The following is a 15317-nucleotide window of genomic DNA, read 5'->3' on the forward strand; positions in this document are numbered from 1 at the left end:
TAGTCATCGTCGGAATTGTGACCAAGGCTTCCTCGCCGGTTAGCCGCGATATTTCAGGGATTTTTTATGACTGCTATTTATGCGATGGCCATGCGCCGGCGCAGCGCCTTTGCGTTGTGCCGCGAATACTGCATTGCCCCCCACGAGATTGCACCATTGCTGGGCGTTAACGAACAGCAGTTTCTAAACGGCATTTATCGCGATGGCTATTCGCTTGATGAGATACAGCAGGGTAACAGCCAGTTACATGCTGCGAGAAAAATCATGGAGCTTTTGCGCAAGGAGCTGGAAACACTGTCCAGTTTTGAAAACGAAATTCCAAGCAAGGCACGGCTCGACGCATTGGCCTTGCTGGCCCGCACTATCGACAAGGTGAGCGACCTTCAAGAGAGGTTTGATGCGGCGAGAGCACAAAGCGCCAGCGGTCTTTCGCCCGACGAGGTCGCGGCGGTTCTAAAACGAATTGATGAGAGGATCGATGAACTTGCCAACATCCGTGCAAGCGAGCTGGTCGAAACAAAATTTAAGCATGCGGGAGATACTGGCGGCCCATCCGGAATGGCTTTTTCAGGGGCGGACAACACAACAGCCGCCGCGAACTGATTGGCATACATGGCTGATCCTTGGCGGGCGAGGCTCCGGCAAGACACGAATGGGGGCGGAATGGGTCAATGGCATGGCCCTTGGGTTTGCGCCCTTTGATACATCGAAATCCATGCATATCGCTCTGGTCGGCGAAACATTGGCCGATGTCCGCGAGGTTATGATCGACGGCCCATCCGGCATCATGTCGGTTTCACGGGCCGAGCGCCCTCGCTTTGAAATGACAAGGCGTCGTCTACTCTGGAACAGTGGAGCGACGGCGTCGATGTTTTCATCAGAAGACCCTGAAAGCTTGCGCGGACCGCAATTTGATGCTGGCTGGGGCGATGAGTTGGCAAAGTGGAAAAATGTGCAGGCGACATGGGACATGTTGCAGTTCGGGCTGCGTCTTGGCCGAAACCCGAAGCAAGTGATCACAACCACACCGAAGCCGCTGCCTTTGTTAAAGAGGATGCTGGCTGATCCGAGCATTCCGGTGCGCCGCATGAAGATGTGCGAGAATGCGGAGTTTCTCGCTCCCGGTTTTGTCAAACATATTAGCGGGCTTTATGGCGATATGGGGAACGCGTTTCGAGGAGCAGAAAACCCAAAAGCGACAGGGCGGTAAAGGCGGACGGAAGGTCGCTGAATATTCCTACTTCGGCAATTTCGCCATTGCGGTTGCCGCCGGAGAGATAAGCCTTATCCGTCGCATATGGGCTGACGGCAAGGAATACGACCAGACGCGAGGCACAATCCGCGTCCATTGCGGCGGCGAAAATCAAATGCCGGATCCATTGATTGAAGCCAAACAGGGAAGCGGCAATGCACCAGCATATCGGGGCACGGCCTATGTGGTTTTCGAGCATTTTCCACTCGATGATTTTGGCAATCGCATACCGCAGTTTCAGTTTGAAGTGATCAGAGCAATCGGAGCCGTCGCCAGCAGTCTCAAGGCGGTAGCACTTATACCCGGCTCAACGGAGTTCGGACTCTCGCCGAAACTGGTAACCAATGAGCCGGGTAAAGGTCAGACGATTGCTTTGAACCATAATTGCCTGCGAGGTGATACGGACTGGGAGGCGTCGATGGACGAGCTGCAGGGGCTCTGTCCTGCCCTTAAGCATGTTGCAATCGTAGTGCCTTGGTTTGCCGCGGATTTGCGTGCTGGGAATTGCAAAATTCGCCCGGGCGTCATGGACAGGAATCAGTACAACGAAAGCGAGAAATGGTGCGCTGGAGGCGTTGACCGCGCCGGTGCACATCTCATTTCCCGCGATGACAAGGGGGTGATCTATGGTGGAACGCCATCCGATGAGAGCATTATCGCCGCCATCGAGGACGCAAAAATGCGAGGTCTGAGCGTCACGCTTTACCCGTTCATCATGCTTGATATACCGCCGGACAACCAGCTTCCCGATCCCTATGGTTCAACACATCAAGCGACACATCCTTGGCGTGGACGCATTACCTGTCACCCTGCGCCTTACCATGCTGGCAGTGTCAACGAGACAGAAGCGGCGGTGAACCAGATCGCCGAATTTCTAGGGAGCGCCACGGCAGAAAATTATCAGATCAAGCATCAACGCGTCCATTATCAAGGCAATGGTGAAGATTGGGGTTATCGTCGTTTTGTGCTGCATCTCGCGCATCTGGCTCTCTGTGCAGGCGGCGTGGATGCGTTTATCCTTGGTTCGGAACTGCGGGGGCGTACCATGGTTCGGGGGCCGTACGATCATTTCCCATTCGTAAATGGGCTTTGCGGTCTTGCCGCCGATATCCGCCGGGTTGTGGGGGCTGGATGTAAGCTCACCTATGGCGCGGACTGGACTGAATATTTCGGGCATTATCCGCAAGACGGTTCAGGCGATGTTTATTTCAACCTTGATCCACTTTGGGCGCATCCGGCAATCGACGCCATTGGCATCGACAATTATATGCCGCTCAGTGACTGGCGTGACGAAGATTATGGGGTGCTTAATCCGGACGGCTTTGTGGCACCCTATGATCTGCCGGCGTTGCAAGAGCAGATTACTGCAGGGGAAGGTTACGACTGGTATTATGCATCGCCGAATGACCGGACCATGCGTGTGCGAACACCGATTTCAGATGGCTCCGGCAAGCCATGGGTCTATCGTTTCAAAGACCTTTCTTCATGGTGGAGGAACAGTCATTACAATCGGATTGGTGGCGTGGAACAGACCGCACCTACTGTATGGCAGCCCGCTGCCAAGCAAATCTGGCTGACGGAACTAGGTTGCCCAGCTGTCGATAAGGGCCCGAACCAGCCCAATGTTTTTCCCGATATGAAATCATCCGAGGGGGCATTTCCCTATTTTTCAGATCGAGGACGAAATGACCTGGCCCAGAATCGCTATTTGCGGGCACATATTGCGCACTGGTCAGACCTTGCCGGTAGCATGCTTGATAAGGATCGGCTCTATGTTTGGGCTTGGGATACACGGCCTCATCCGGAATTTCCGCTAAACCGAAAATTGTGGTCTGATGGCGACAATTGGACATCGGGTCATTGGCTGAACGGTCGGCTTTCAGGCGTGGCGCTCGATGAATTGGTAGCTGCCATTCTCAAAGATTATGGGATCGTTGATTTCGATACGTGTCGCGTCGATGGATTTGTCAGTGGCTACGTGCTGGACGAACCAACGAGTGTTCGATCCGCAATCGAGCCATTGCTCGCAGTCTACGGGATAGATGCATTTGAAAGCGGAAAAACGCTTGTCTTTCAAAGCAATACCCGCACAGATTCCCAAACACCATTGATCGAAGAGTTCGTCGAGCGCGAGGATGCTGCCGCGCTGATATGGCGGCTGACAGAAATAATGGAGCAGCCGGAACGCGTTGAGCTGGCCTATCGCGACCCGATGCTGGATTATCAAGCGGCGATGGCCTTTGCCGAGCGCCAGAGCGGCAAAGGAACGGAAAGCATCGGCATTGCAGCCATACTGGAAAGCGGTCAGGCCAAGTCACTTGCCGAAGAATGGATGCAGTCGCGCCGTGCGTCCCGGCGATCAGTAACGCTAGAGCTACCCTGGAAACAGGCGCATTTGAAAGTTGGAGACCGGATCAGAATTGCCGACCCGCATGGTACAGTGCCCGCAGGTGCTTTTGTAATCACCTCGATTGAAGATGGGGCGACGAGGCGTCTGGAGGCGCGGGCAGTACCAAAACACGTTCGGTATCCCGCCGAGGCAGCATTGCCTGTTGCATCAGGTGCGGACCTTGCTATTCGCGGCAGACCTTATTTTGAGTTGATAGACCTTCCGATGTGGCCGGGGATAGAGCGTCCTGCCGATCAATTCCGGATTGCCGCATTTGCGCGGCCCTGGAACGGAGTAAGCGCATTTATCTCTCCGGAACAGACTGGTTTTGAACAGCGCGCATTGTTGGCGCATAGCGCTGTCATGGGCGAGTTGGTTGCACCATTGAATGAAGGCGCCAGCGGGCGCTGGCTTAATAATCAGGCTCTTTCAGTCAGGCTGTACGATGGAGAGCTGAGTTCGGTGACACGCTCCCAACTTTTTAACGGTGCCAATAGTGCACTTGTTGGAACGTCTGGTGGAGAGTGGGAATTGCTGCAATTTCTCAATGCGGAGGAAATAAGCAGCGACGTATGGCGACTCACCGGGCTGTTGCGTGGCCAATGCGGGACCGAACGCGAGGCCATGCAGCTCAAAAAGGAGGGAGCACCCTTCATTTTGCTCAATGATGCTGTTTCTCCGGCAGGCTTGAAACCCCAAGAGGCGGGATTGGAGTTAAACTGGCGCATTGGATGCTCAGGCGAAGAGTTTTCCGACCAGTTTTACAGCACCAAAACAAAAATGGGAGGATTGCGGGTACTGCAACCGCTTTCGCCCGTCCATATCAGCACCAGAATGCGCCCAAATGGCGATATGGATATAGTCTGGATCAGGCGCGGGAGAATTGATGCCGATAGCTGGCTTTCTCCAGAAATACCGCTGGGGGAAGAGCGCGAGGCCTATCATATAGAAATCCTGTTTGAAGAGCGGGCTGTCAGGTCATTTGAAGTGACCGCTAGCAACTGGACTTACAGTGCTTCTGAGCGGCTGAAGGATCTGGGCAATGCGTCCGTCGCTTTTGACTTTAAAGTAGCGATGATTTCCGCCTCAGTCGGGCTTGGTCAGGAGGCCCGCTGTAAATTTTCTCCAATATTTTTTGAACCGACAATTATTTAAAGGAATTTGCTAATGACCAACGAAAAATCATGGTTTGCTTCCAAGACCATCTGGGCATCGATAGTAACAATTGGCTTGTCGTGCTCCGGCTTCTTCAATGGCTCGCTTGAAGGGGCCGATCATGCATCTCTTACAGATACGATAGTCCAATTCCTAACCGCCATTAGCGGCGTTGTAGCGCTATTTGGACGCATCAGCGCGACAACTCTCATTTCACGTAAAGAAATATGATGTTAAAAGACGTGAACCTGTGGCATTTGTAGCAGCGAGACACCAACTGTTCATTCATCGTTCAGACAGCAATCGATATTAATGACAACATGATGAAACACTTACTCTTCTCCTTGCCCCTAGCGGGTCTGATCTCGGGCGCCGGCGTCGTCTTCGCCGGTCCTGCTTTAGCTGCGGATTGCTCGTCGGTGGGGCAGCAGGTAGCGGACTCGCAAGGGGGGACCCTTGCGCGTGCAACATCTGTTGTCCAAAACGGCAAAGAGGTCTGCGTAGTGGTGGTTCTGGTTCCCGGTAAGGACGGTGAACGACCGCGGCGTGTGGAAGTTGCTGTTCCAGCAAACTGATCTCACAAGTCCGCGAGGAAATACTGCATGAGAATACTTGTCGTCGAGGATGATCGCGACCTCAACCGTCAGCTCGTGGATGCGCTGACGGAGGCTGGATATGTTGTCGACAAGGCTTTTGACGGCGAAGAAGGGCATTTTCTCGGCGATACCGAACCCTATGACGCTGTTATCCTGGATATCGGCCTACCGCAGATGGATGGGCTGACCGTGCTTGAAAAATGGCGCCAGGATTCCCGTATCATGCCCGTACTTTTGCTGACAGCCCGCGATCGCTGGAGCGATAAGGTGGCAGGGATTGATGCGGGTGCTGACGACTACGTCGCCAAGCCGTTTCACATTGAGGAAGTTCTTGCGCGCTTACGCGCCTTGATCCGCCGCGCGGCGGGACATGCTTCGTCCGAAATTTCCTGCGGTCCGTTGCGTCTGGATACGAAAACGTCAAAAGCCACTGTCAATGGAAACACGCTGAAACTCACTTCCCATGAATTCCGCCTGCTTTCCTATCTCATGCATCATATGGACGAAGTCGTATCGCGAACCGAGCTGGTCGAGCATCTTTACGATCAGGATTTCGACCGGGACTCAAACACTATTGAGGTTTTTGTCGGCCGGTTGCGCAAGAAGATGGGCATGGACCTGATCGAGACCATTCGCGGTATGGGCTATCGTATCAAGTCGCAAGACAGCAAGGCTTAGGGTCTTAAGCCTTTTAAAGAGGGTATTGCGTGGCAATCCGGCTGAGAAATTATCTCCCAAGCTTGCGATCTCTGTCGTTCCGCGTCATTTCGCTCTCGACCCTCTGGACCATCATCTCATTCATTGCCATCGCCACTATCATCTCGACGCTCTATGGCGAAGCACGCCTGAAAAGCTTTCAGCAATTGCTTTCAGCCCATCTTTTCAGTGTTATCGCATCAGTCAGTGTCAATGATGGCACGTTGGCAGGACGTCCTGACCCCGGTGAAGTGCGATATTCCAGCCCGCTTTCAGGCTGGTATTGGTCAGTCGAGCCTGCGGCGGATAATTTAAAGGGCTCGCTGCGCTCCGTTTCTCTGGGAGAGCGAAACATCGATTCACCCTCAACTCTCAATGTTCCCTTCGATACATCATTCCAGCGCCAATATACGGAAGCCGGACCGAACGGCCAGCAATTGTCGGTCGTTGAAACCGAAGTGGTGCTTGACGCGGATAATCGGGTCGCACGTTTCAGGGTGATGGGAAATCTGAGCGAAGTCGAGGGAGAAATCGCAGATTTCCGCTATACGTTGTACTTCTATCTCGGCATTTTTGGTCTAGGCGGAACTTTGATCAATGCTGCCGTTATTCTATTCGGGCTTCGCCCACTTGATCGTGTGCGCCGTTCACTGGGCGATATCCGCGAGGGCAAGGTTACGCGTCTTGACGAAGACTTGCCCAACGAGATCGCGCCCCTGGCGCGCGAGATGAATGCGCTGATCGACAATAATCGCCGTATCATGGATCGTTCACGCACGCAGGTCGGCAATCTTGCCCATTCGCTGAAAACGCCTTTATCGGTTCTGGTGAATGAAAGCCGGACAATCGGTGGCACGGAAGGCCGCCTTATCGCCGAACAATCTGCCGCTATGCAAATTCAGGTGCAGCATTATCTCCAACGTGCACGCGTTGCCGCACAGCGTGATAGTGTTGTCTTCCGCGCTCCCGTAACGCCGATACTGGAGCGGCTGGTGCGCGTTACCGCCAAGCTCAATCCCCACATGGACATCAAGTTCAACAATTACATGGACGATGCAATCTTTGCTGGTGAGCAGGAAGATCTTGAGGAGATCGTCGGCAACTTGATGGAGAATGCTGGAAAGTGGGGCCGCCGGATTATCACCTTGACACTTGCCCGCGTCGAGCAAGGATTTGAGATCAGCGTCGAGGATGACGGGCCGGGTCTTGCTGCCGAGCAGATACAGGACGCGCTGGCACGCGGGAAGCGGCTTGATGAAACAAAGCCGGGCACAGGATTGGGTCTGTCGATTGTGAACGACACTGTGCGCGAATATGGCGGAACCCTAACGCTTGAACGCAGTTCTCTACTCGGCGGGTTACATGCGAGACTGATTTTACCAACGGCTGCGAACTGAATGAAGCTTGCAAGCCGCCATTCAATCAGGTCATAAAGGCCTGAAGATTTATCTGAAAATGAGCTTGTGATGAAATTTCATGTCGCTATTCCCTTTCTCGCAATTGCTGCGCTTGCCGGTTGTTCAACGACATCCGGCGGCAAGGGCGATAGCGCGGTTCTAGGTTCCTGGACCGGCGGCTCGAAACAAGCTGCAAAAACGAGCGTTCTTGCCGCCCTCGGTAATGGACTGGTCGGCAATGCATCGCTTGAACCGGCAGACCGCAAGCAGGCATTGCAGGCTGAGTATCAGACCTTGGAATATTCTCCGGCCGGCAAGGTTGTAGAGTGGAAAAGCAGCAACAATCGTTCTGGCGAGGTTGTGGCGGCTCAGCCCTACCAAGTTGGATCGCAGAACTGCCGCCAATATACCCATACCATCCGTATTGATGGCACGCCGCAATCTGCGCGTGGAACGGCGTGTCGCAATGAGGACGGCAGCTGGACGCGGCTGTGATCGGGATCGGTCAACGAAGTGTATTTGCGGCGAATTGCCCTATCAATAAATTGCGTTTGGATTTTGGATAAGCGAGAGTCTATGTCTCACGCATGATTTTCTGGATTTCCGCTGCATTTCTGACCGTTGTCGCAACGTTGCTGGTGCTTTTGCCGTTAACACGGCGCACCACGGCTTCAGTGTCGGACAATCAATATGATGTTGAGGTCTATCGAGACCAATTGCGTGAACTAGACGCTGACGAAAAGCGTGGCTTGATCGATCCAGTTGCAGGCGAACAGGCACGTGCGGAAATCGGGCGCCGGCTTCTGAAATCCGCCAAGGCCGCCGCAATAGACGGACAGGTGGTTCGCCCAGCCAAGAGCGCCACCCGTGAGTGGATGACACTTATAACGGTCATCGCAATTCCCCTGATTTCATGGGCTGTCTATGCAAGTACGGGTAATCCGGATCTGCCCGGCCAGCCACTGGCGGAAAGGCTTGCGCGCCCTGCCGCTCAAAGCACGCCTGACGAGCTGGTTGCCCGTGCAGAAGCGCATTTGAAACTGAACCCTGATGACGGTCAGGGCTGGGAGGTCCTCGCGCCGATTTATACGCGCATGGGCCGCCCTGCAAATGCAGTTGCCGCGTATCAAAATGCAATACGCTTGAATGGCGACAGCGCCGCGCGGCAGCTTGGTCTGGGCCAGGCGCTGGTCGCGGAAGCAGGCGGTAAAATCACGGTTCGCGCCGAAGAAGCATTCAACAAGGCATTGGCGCTGGATCCAAAAGACATGCGCCCGCAATTCTACATCATTGATGGGTGGATGCAGCAAGGCCGCCTGACCGAAGCGCGTGATCTCATCCGCAAGCTGCTGGTGGAGGCGCCACTTGATGTACCATGGCGCGATCAGGCGCAAGCAGCGTTGACCAGGCTGGACACCGAGATCAATGGTGATGCGCCAGATGTCAGCGATGTCGACAAGACCGCGCCGGATGCGGCTCAGGTGCAGGCAATGATGAATGCCGACAGCGAAAGCCGTGCGACAATGATCGAAGGCATGGTTACCAGCCTCGCTGCGAAACTGGAAAAAGCTCCGGACGATGTTGAGGGCTGGGAGAAGCTCGTGCGATCCTATGTCGTTCTTAACCGGCCTAATGATGCCATTGAAGCGTTGGATCGTGCCAAAAAAGCGTTGAGCGCTGAAAAGATGGCCCGTCTTGATGCCGTGGCGGATGATCTCGGTTTAGCTTACGAGCCGGAGAACGATTGATGACGCGCAAGCAAAAAAGACTGACGGTCATTGGTGGCGGTTTGGCCGTTTTGGGGTTGGCGGCTGCGCTAGTACTCTTTGCTCTGCAACAGAAAATCGCATTCTTCCGCATGCCTTCCGATATTCAAGCTTCCGACATTCAGTCGCAATCGCGATTCCGGCTTGGCGGGTTGGTTGAAAAAGGAACAGTGGTTCGCGGCGAGGGAACCAAGATCAGCTTTTCAGTTACTGATAAGATAAAAAGCATTCCCGTCACCTATGAAGGCATATTGCCGGATCTTTTTCGCGAAGATCAAGGCGTTGTTATCGAGGGTGGCTTTTCACCCACGGGCAAATTTATCGCCGACAGCGTGCTGGCAAAACATGATGAAAACTATATGCCCAAGGAAGTTGCCGATAGCCTGAAGGCCAAAGGTGTCTGGCAGGAAGAGGGCAAGAAGCCATGATTGTCGAACTTGGACATTTCGCGCTGGTACTCGCTCTGGCTTTATCCATCGTTCAATCCGTGCTGCCGATACTGGGCGCGCGTCGCAATGACGACCAGATGATGGCAGTTGCCGTTCCCGCCGCCTTCACTGTACTTGCCCTTGTCGCGATTTCGTTTGCGGCCTTGACAAGCGCCAATGTGCTTTCCGATTTCTCCGTTCAGAATGTGTTTGAGAATTCACATTCGCAAAAGCCACTGCTTTACAAATTTACCGGCGTGTGGGGCAATCACGAAGGTTCAATGCTGCTCTGGGTTTTGATCCTGAGCTTCTTCACCGCGCTCGTCGCCTTCTTTGGCAATAATCTGCCGCCATCGCTGAAAGCCAATGTGCTTGGGGTTCAGGCTTGGGTTGGCACTGCATTTCTTACCTTTATTATCGCCACGTCAAACCCCTTTGCGCGCCTTAACCCGGCACCGGTCGAAGGACGTGATCTTAACCCGATCCTGCAGGATATCGGTCTCGCCATTCATCCGCCGCTACTCTATCTGGGCTATGTCGGATTCTCCGTGTGCTTTTCCTTTGCGGTTGCTGCGCTGATTGATGGCCGGATAGATGCGGCCTGGGCGCGCTGGGTCCGTCCGTGGACGCTCGTGGCCTGGACATTCCTGACAGGCGGCATCGCTATGGGCTCTTACTGGGCCTATTATGAGCTGGGTTGGGGCGGCTGGTGGTTCTGGGACCCGGTTGAAAATGCGTCCTTCATGCCTTGGCTCGCAGGCACCGCTTTGCTGCATTCTGCGCTGGTCATGGAAAAGCGCTCGGCGCTGAAAATCTGGACTGTGCTGCTTGCAATCCTCACATTCTCTTTATCACTACTGGGAACATTCCTCGTCCGCTCCGGCGTACTGACTTCAGTTCATACATTCGCCACCGATCCCGGTCGCGGCCTTTTCATCCTTGCCATACTTGTTATCTTTATCGGCGGGTCCTTGGCGCTCTTTGCGTGGCGTGCCCAAAGTCTGGCACCCGGCGGCCTGTTTCAGCCGATTTCGCGTGAAGGTGCGTTGGTTCTCAACAATCTGTTTTTGACCACGGCTGCAGCGACCGTTCTGATCGGCACGCTTTACCCACTTCTGCTCGAGTTTCTGACGGGCGAAAAAATCTCGGTCGGCGCGCCCTTTTTCAATCTCACCTTTGGCCCGCTGATGATCCCGCTTTTGGCCGCCGTGCCGTTCGGGCCGCTTATGGCGTGGAAGCGCGGCGATCTCCTGGCCGTGGCACAGCGCCTCATGACTGCTTTCCTCGGTGCTTTGCTGGTTGTCGCTGCCGTGCTTTACCAAACTTCGGCGTCCGGCGTTCTGGCGGCTTTCGGCATAGGGCTTGCCGTGTGGCTCATGCTCGGCGCGCTCACAGACCTTGCGCTGAAAGCCGGTATCGGAAAAGCCTCTTTGAAAGTCGCATTTCAGCGCCTCATTGGCCTGCCACGCTCGGTTTTCGGCACCGCGTTTGCTCATCTCGGTCTTGGCGTCACTTTGCTGGGCATTGTTGCAACCACCACCTTCGCAACCGAAAGCGTTCTGGTCATGAAACCGGGTGAAAGCATCCGGGCGGGCGGCTATACGCTGCGTTTCGATCAAATCGAGCCCTTCAAAGGTTCCAATTTCAGCGAAGAGCAAGGCCGGTTTACCGTTTTGAGCGATGAGGGACAGCCGGTAACGTCGCTCATGGCGGCCAAGCGTTTCTTCCCTGTTCGCAATATGCAGACAACCGAGGCCGGTATCCGCACCTTCGCCTTCAGCCAGCTTTACGTGGCTCTGGGTGATGCGGCTGCCGATGGTGGCATCGTCGTGCGGATATGGTGGAAGCCGCTGGTAACATTGATCTGGCTTGGAACCGTGTTCATGATGGCGGGCGGCTGCCTGTCTTTGCTTGACCGCCGGTTGCGTGTCGGTGCACCCGCCAAGGGTAAAGCAGCTCTGATGCAATCCGCAAAAATCCGCGTTGCCCCCGCAAAAAACCGCGTGTCCCAATGAGCCGCACCCGCAACGCAATTGCAACTTTCCTTGTCCTGCTGCTTTGTTTCGGCGCAAGTAGCGCATTTGCGCTTTCCCCCGACGAGATGCTGACAAGCCCGGTCCTTGAAAAACGTGCCCGCACCATTTCTGCGCAGGTGCGCTGCATGGTCTGCCAGAATGAATCCATTGACGATTCCAATGCGGATCTTGCCCGCGATCTGCGCGTCCTGGTGCGCGAGCGGCTTATGGCTGGCGATACTGACCAGCAGGTGCTGGATTTTCTCGTCGCCCGCTATGGCGAATTCGTCTTGCTCAAGCCCCGGCTGCGATTAAGCACGGTCGTGCTCTGGGGTTTTCCAATAGGCGCTTTGCTCATCGGTGCTTTGGCTCTTGTCGTTTCGGCGAGGCGCCGCCGCACTGTTTCAATAGAATCGGGACCTCTTTCCGACGTTGAAAAACAGCAACTCAAAAAACTGGTCGGAACGCTCGATAATTAACAAATTGCGACAAGGTATTATACTTTAGTATGGGTTTACTATACTAAAGTATAATAAAATTTTTCCATAAAACAGAATTTAACACACTGAAAACTAGTTTTTACTCTTGTATTTTGCTTGTTTACACGTTAATCAGCCGTTGATAATCGCGGCAATGATTAAGTTCCGGTCTGGCACATTAGCCTTTCCAAGTAAAAAATATTCCCGCATTTAAATTTTATTGATCCATCACAGTAATAAACATCTGTGAACGTATTTCTGTAAGCATATCCGATATTTACCTCAGTATTTGCTATATTATTTTTGAGCGAGATTGATATGACCAAAGTCAAAGCACCTGTTTCCTCCAGCATGCCTGCTCGTTTTGCCGGTAATTGGCTCGCCGGTTCGGCTGAGAGCCGTTCCGCCCGTCGCCGTCTCAATGCTATCCTGCGTCTTGCTTGCATGGTGCTGGGCTTCAAGCGCCGCAAGGGTTTGGGGATGATGGCGGCTGCGCTGGTTGTCTCTCTGGCTTCGCCCGTGCTGGCTCAATCCGTAACTGCCTCTTCTCCGGCTGTGGGCGTGGCCGGTGTGCCGGCGGGGTTTGTCAGGCTAGAAAATGGCTTTGGTTTTGAGGCGCAAGCCATAAATCACTCAGGTTTATCGTTCACTGCACTCAAAGGGACAGTTGTTACTTCGCCAAACGGCGTGGTTAAGGCTGATGGCGTAGTTGTGCCGCTTAACGTGCCACTCGATAAAGATTACTTTTTCCCTGCATCGCTGGGGGAGTTTTACAAAGGCACTTTCTTTAAAGGACCTGTTGTCATGGCAGCGAGTGATACGTCTTTTCCTCTTCGTTTCCCTGTCGGTACGGTTTTTCCAATCGGTACCATATTTCCGAGTGGTGGTGTGCCAAAAACGGTGGTGCTCGGCGTTCCAACAACTGAAGAATTTGTTACACCACAGGTGGCTGGCATGGGCAATTCCATACGGTTTCCCAAGCCAATCGCACTTTCGGCTATTCCGGAAACTCGCTTTCCGCAGATCAAGATCAACACCGATGCAAACAGTCAGCCAGCGACCACGAGCACGACCGTTCTTGGCGACATCGCCATCGGCACTAATGCAGGGGCAAAAGGTGGCACAACGACGGTTGTTGTGCCCGCAGCAGTAGATGCCACTGCGCCCGCAGCAGCTACTTCTACGCCCACAACAACGGGTGCCACTGCGCCCGCAGCAACAGGTGCCGCTGTACCCGCAGTAGCAGGTGCTGCTGCGCCTACAGTAACGACAATCACTGCACCCGCAATAGCTATCGGCGACAACGCCAAGGCGGCGGGCGCTGGCGGCACTGCAGTGGGCCCGAATTCAAATGCTGGTGTAGGTGGTTCTGCTTTTGGTTCAGGGAGTGATGCAAGTGGACTTAACAGTTCGGCATTAGGTTGGGCTGCAAAAGCAAGCAAAGATTCTGCTATAGCTATCGGCAATGCATCTGAGGCTCAAGGTTTGAATGCAGGTGCCTTTGGTCCTGGTGCAAAGTCGAGCGGCAATTATTCTCTAGCTCTCGGCAATGCATCTGAGGCTGCAGGTTATAATGCAGGTGCCATTGGTTCTGGCTCAAAGGCATTGGGTTGGGGATCGACTGCAATAGGCTGGGCGGCGTCTACGTCTGCGACTGCTAAAAATAGCACGGCGATTGGTAAAAAAGCAAACTCTGACGGCGAATATTCTGTAGCTATAGGCGCTTCATCTGAGGCAAATCAACTGAGAGCAACTGCCATTGGTACTGACACAAAGGCAACGGAAGAGGCATCGACTGCAATAGGCTGGGAAGCGAAATCGACAAAGAAAAAGAGCACGGCGATAGGCCCCCAAGCAAAGTCTGACGGCGAATCTTCTATAGCTATCGGCGATACGTCTGGGGCAAATAACTTTAAAGCAATTGCCATTGGTACTAGTTCGCAAGCATCAGAGGAATACGCCATTGCAGTTGGTGCTTCGTCCAAAGCGAGCAAGAAGAACAGTGTTGCGCTGGGCTCAAATGCGGAAACCGAAGATGTGCATAAGGTGGATAGCGTTACATTGAACGGCAAGGACTACGCATTTGACAGCACCAAAGCAACGGCCGTTGTCAGTGTTGGTAAAGCAGATGTCAAACGCCAGATCATCAATGTTGCACCGGGGCAGGTGAGCGCGACCAGCACGGATGCTGTTAACGGCAGCCAACTCAATGCTGCCTATGACGGCATTAACCGGCTTGGTAATAGCGCAGTGCAATATAGCGTCTCCAAGGATGCGGCTGGCAATGAAACTGTTGACTATACCAAGCTTCAGCTCAAGGGCAGCAACGGTACGAAAATCAGCAATGTTGCGGAAGGTACTGCCGATACGGATGCGGTGAACAAGGGTCAGTTTAACAAGGTTGTAGAGAAAGCTACCGAAGCAAAGATGACTGCGGATGCAGCCAAGGTCGGCGCGGATGCAGCAACGACGAAGCTTGCCGGTCTTTCGGATGATACGGTTCAAAAGAGCATTGACGCTTCTGCAAAGAAGCTTGGTGACACGGTTGACCAGTCAGTCAAGACAGTCACCGGCAATCTTGCGACAGTAAAGACGACGGCGGATGCGGCCAAGGTTGGTGCGGATGCAGCAACGACGAAGCTTGCGGGCCTTTCGGATGCGACGGTTCAGGGGTCGATCAACACGGCTGCGACGAAGGTCGGGCAGTCTGTTGCCAAAGCACTTGGAGAAGGCACGACGCTGGATAAGGATGGCAAGCTTGTTCTGCCCGACTTCGGTCTGACGAGCCTTGGCAAGGATGCCACTGGCAAGGACATTGCGCAGCCGGTGACAATGCTTGGCGGCTTGAAGGCGATTGACGGTGTTGTCAAAAGCCAGGGTGATCGGCTGGTGACAGCCGAAGGTACGGTCAAAGATCAGGGCACCCGGTTGACGGCAGCCGAGGGTAGACGAAATATAACTGTCCATGATTTGTGGCAGTTACTTCTTGCTGTGAACCAAAACAGCTAGAGGCTTTGCGCTATATAAAGCACCGACTAAGGGCACGGACCGGCGTTTCCACCGGGCAAACCTTAAATATTTGTCATGTTGCGGAAATGGTGGGGTAACCTTCTTATATGTATCACTGATGGTACGAACGATCAT

Annotated in this window: 12 protein-coding genes and 1 pseudogene; all 13 read left to right on the forward strand. The window is 53.9% G+C overall.

The genetic code is table 11. From position 1 onward, the window contains the following. Positions 1–66 precede the first annotated feature (66 nt). The 13 genes and pseudogenes from QFZ34_RS17845 (at position 67) to QFZ34_RS17905 (ending at position 15182) form a co-directional block, all read left to right on the forward strand. Positions 67–603: a hypothetical protein gene (locus tag QFZ34_RS17845; protein ID WP_307283641.1), complete on the forward strand. Its 537-nt coding sequence runs from the start codon at positions 67–69 to the stop codon at positions 601–603. Next, positions 530–1153: pseudogene (locus tag QFZ34_RS17850) on the forward strand (terminase large subunit domain-containing protein); the annotation flags it as partial. The gene QFZ34_RS17845 and the pseudogene QFZ34_RS17850, both read left to right, overlap by 74 nt. Then, positions 1152–4796 carry a baseplate multidomain protein megatron gene (locus QFZ34_RS17855; RefSeq protein ID WP_307283643.1) on the forward strand — a complete coding sequence of 1215 codons (3645 nt, stop codon included), beginning with the start codon at positions 1152–1154 and terminating at the stop codon, positions 4794–4796. The pseudogene QFZ34_RS17850 and the gene QFZ34_RS17855, both read left to right, overlap by 2 nt. A gap of 12 nt (positions 4797–4808) precedes the next feature. Beyond that, a complete protein-coding gene (locus QFZ34_RS17860) occupies positions 4809–5027 on the forward strand; it encodes a hypothetical protein (RefSeq protein WP_307283646.1) in 219 nt (72 codons plus the stop codon). A 92-nt stretch (positions 5028–5119) separates the two neighbouring features. Next, positions 5120–5371, forward strand: a complete 252-nt coding sequence (locus QFZ34_RS17865; protein ID WP_115051940.1) for a hypothetical protein — start codon at positions 5120–5122, stop codon at positions 5369–5371. A gap of 27 nt (positions 5372–5398) precedes the next feature. After that, positions 5399–6070, forward strand: coding sequence for a response regulator transcription factor (locus QFZ34_RS17870; RefSeq protein ID WP_115051939.1), 672 nt, complete (start codon positions 5399–5401; stop codon positions 6068–6070). 113 nt (positions 6071–6183) lie between these two features. After that, a complete protein-coding gene (locus QFZ34_RS17875) occupies positions 6184–7485 on the forward strand; it encodes an ATP-binding protein (protein ID WP_115052198.1) in 1302 nt (433 codons plus the stop codon). A gap of 69 nt (positions 7486–7554) precedes the next feature. Continuing rightward, positions 7555–7980, forward strand: coding sequence for an RT0821/Lpp0805 family surface protein (locus QFZ34_RS17880; RefSeq protein WP_115051938.1), 426 nt, complete (start codon positions 7555–7557; stop codon positions 7978–7980). 92 nt (positions 7981–8072) lie between these two features. Beyond that, on the forward strand, positions 8073–9233 hold the full coding sequence (gene ccmI / locus QFZ34_RS17885; RefSeq protein WP_307283654.1) for a c-type cytochrome biogenesis protein CcmI: 1161 nt from the start codon (positions 8073–8075) through the stop codon (positions 9231–9233). Further along, positions 9233–9679: a cytochrome c maturation protein CcmE gene (gene ccmE / locus QFZ34_RS17890; RefSeq protein ID WP_307283657.1), complete on the forward strand. Its 447-nt coding sequence runs from the start codon at positions 9233–9235 to the stop codon at positions 9677–9679. Before ccmI ends, ccmE begins: the two co-directional genes overlap by 1 nt. Further along, positions 9676–11694, forward strand: coding sequence for a heme lyase CcmF/NrfE family subunit (locus QFZ34_RS17895; RefSeq protein ID WP_115051935.1), 2019 nt, complete (start codon positions 9676–9678; stop codon positions 11692–11694). Before ccmE ends, QFZ34_RS17895 begins: the two co-directional genes overlap by 4 nt. Further along, the gene (locus QFZ34_RS17900; RefSeq protein ID WP_307283661.1) at positions 11691–12173 is read left to right on the forward strand and encodes a cytochrome c-type biogenesis protein; all 483 of its coding nucleotides are present in this window, start codon (positions 11691–11693) and stop codon (positions 12171–12173) included. The genes QFZ34_RS17895 and QFZ34_RS17900 overlap by 4 nt, the downstream gene beginning before the upstream one ends. 318 nt (positions 12174–12491) lie before the next feature. Beyond that, positions 12492–15182, forward strand: a complete 2691-nt coding sequence (locus QFZ34_RS17905) for a hypothetical protein (protein WP_307283666.1) — start codon at positions 12492–12494, stop codon at positions 15180–15182. Positions 15183–15317: the final 135 nt, after the last annotated feature.

It is taken from the genome of Phyllobacterium ifriqiyense (genome assembly GCF_030817885.1).
GTDB lineage: Bacteria > Pseudomonadota > Alphaproteobacteria > Rhizobiales > Rhizobiaceae > Phyllobacterium > Phyllobacterium ifriqiyense.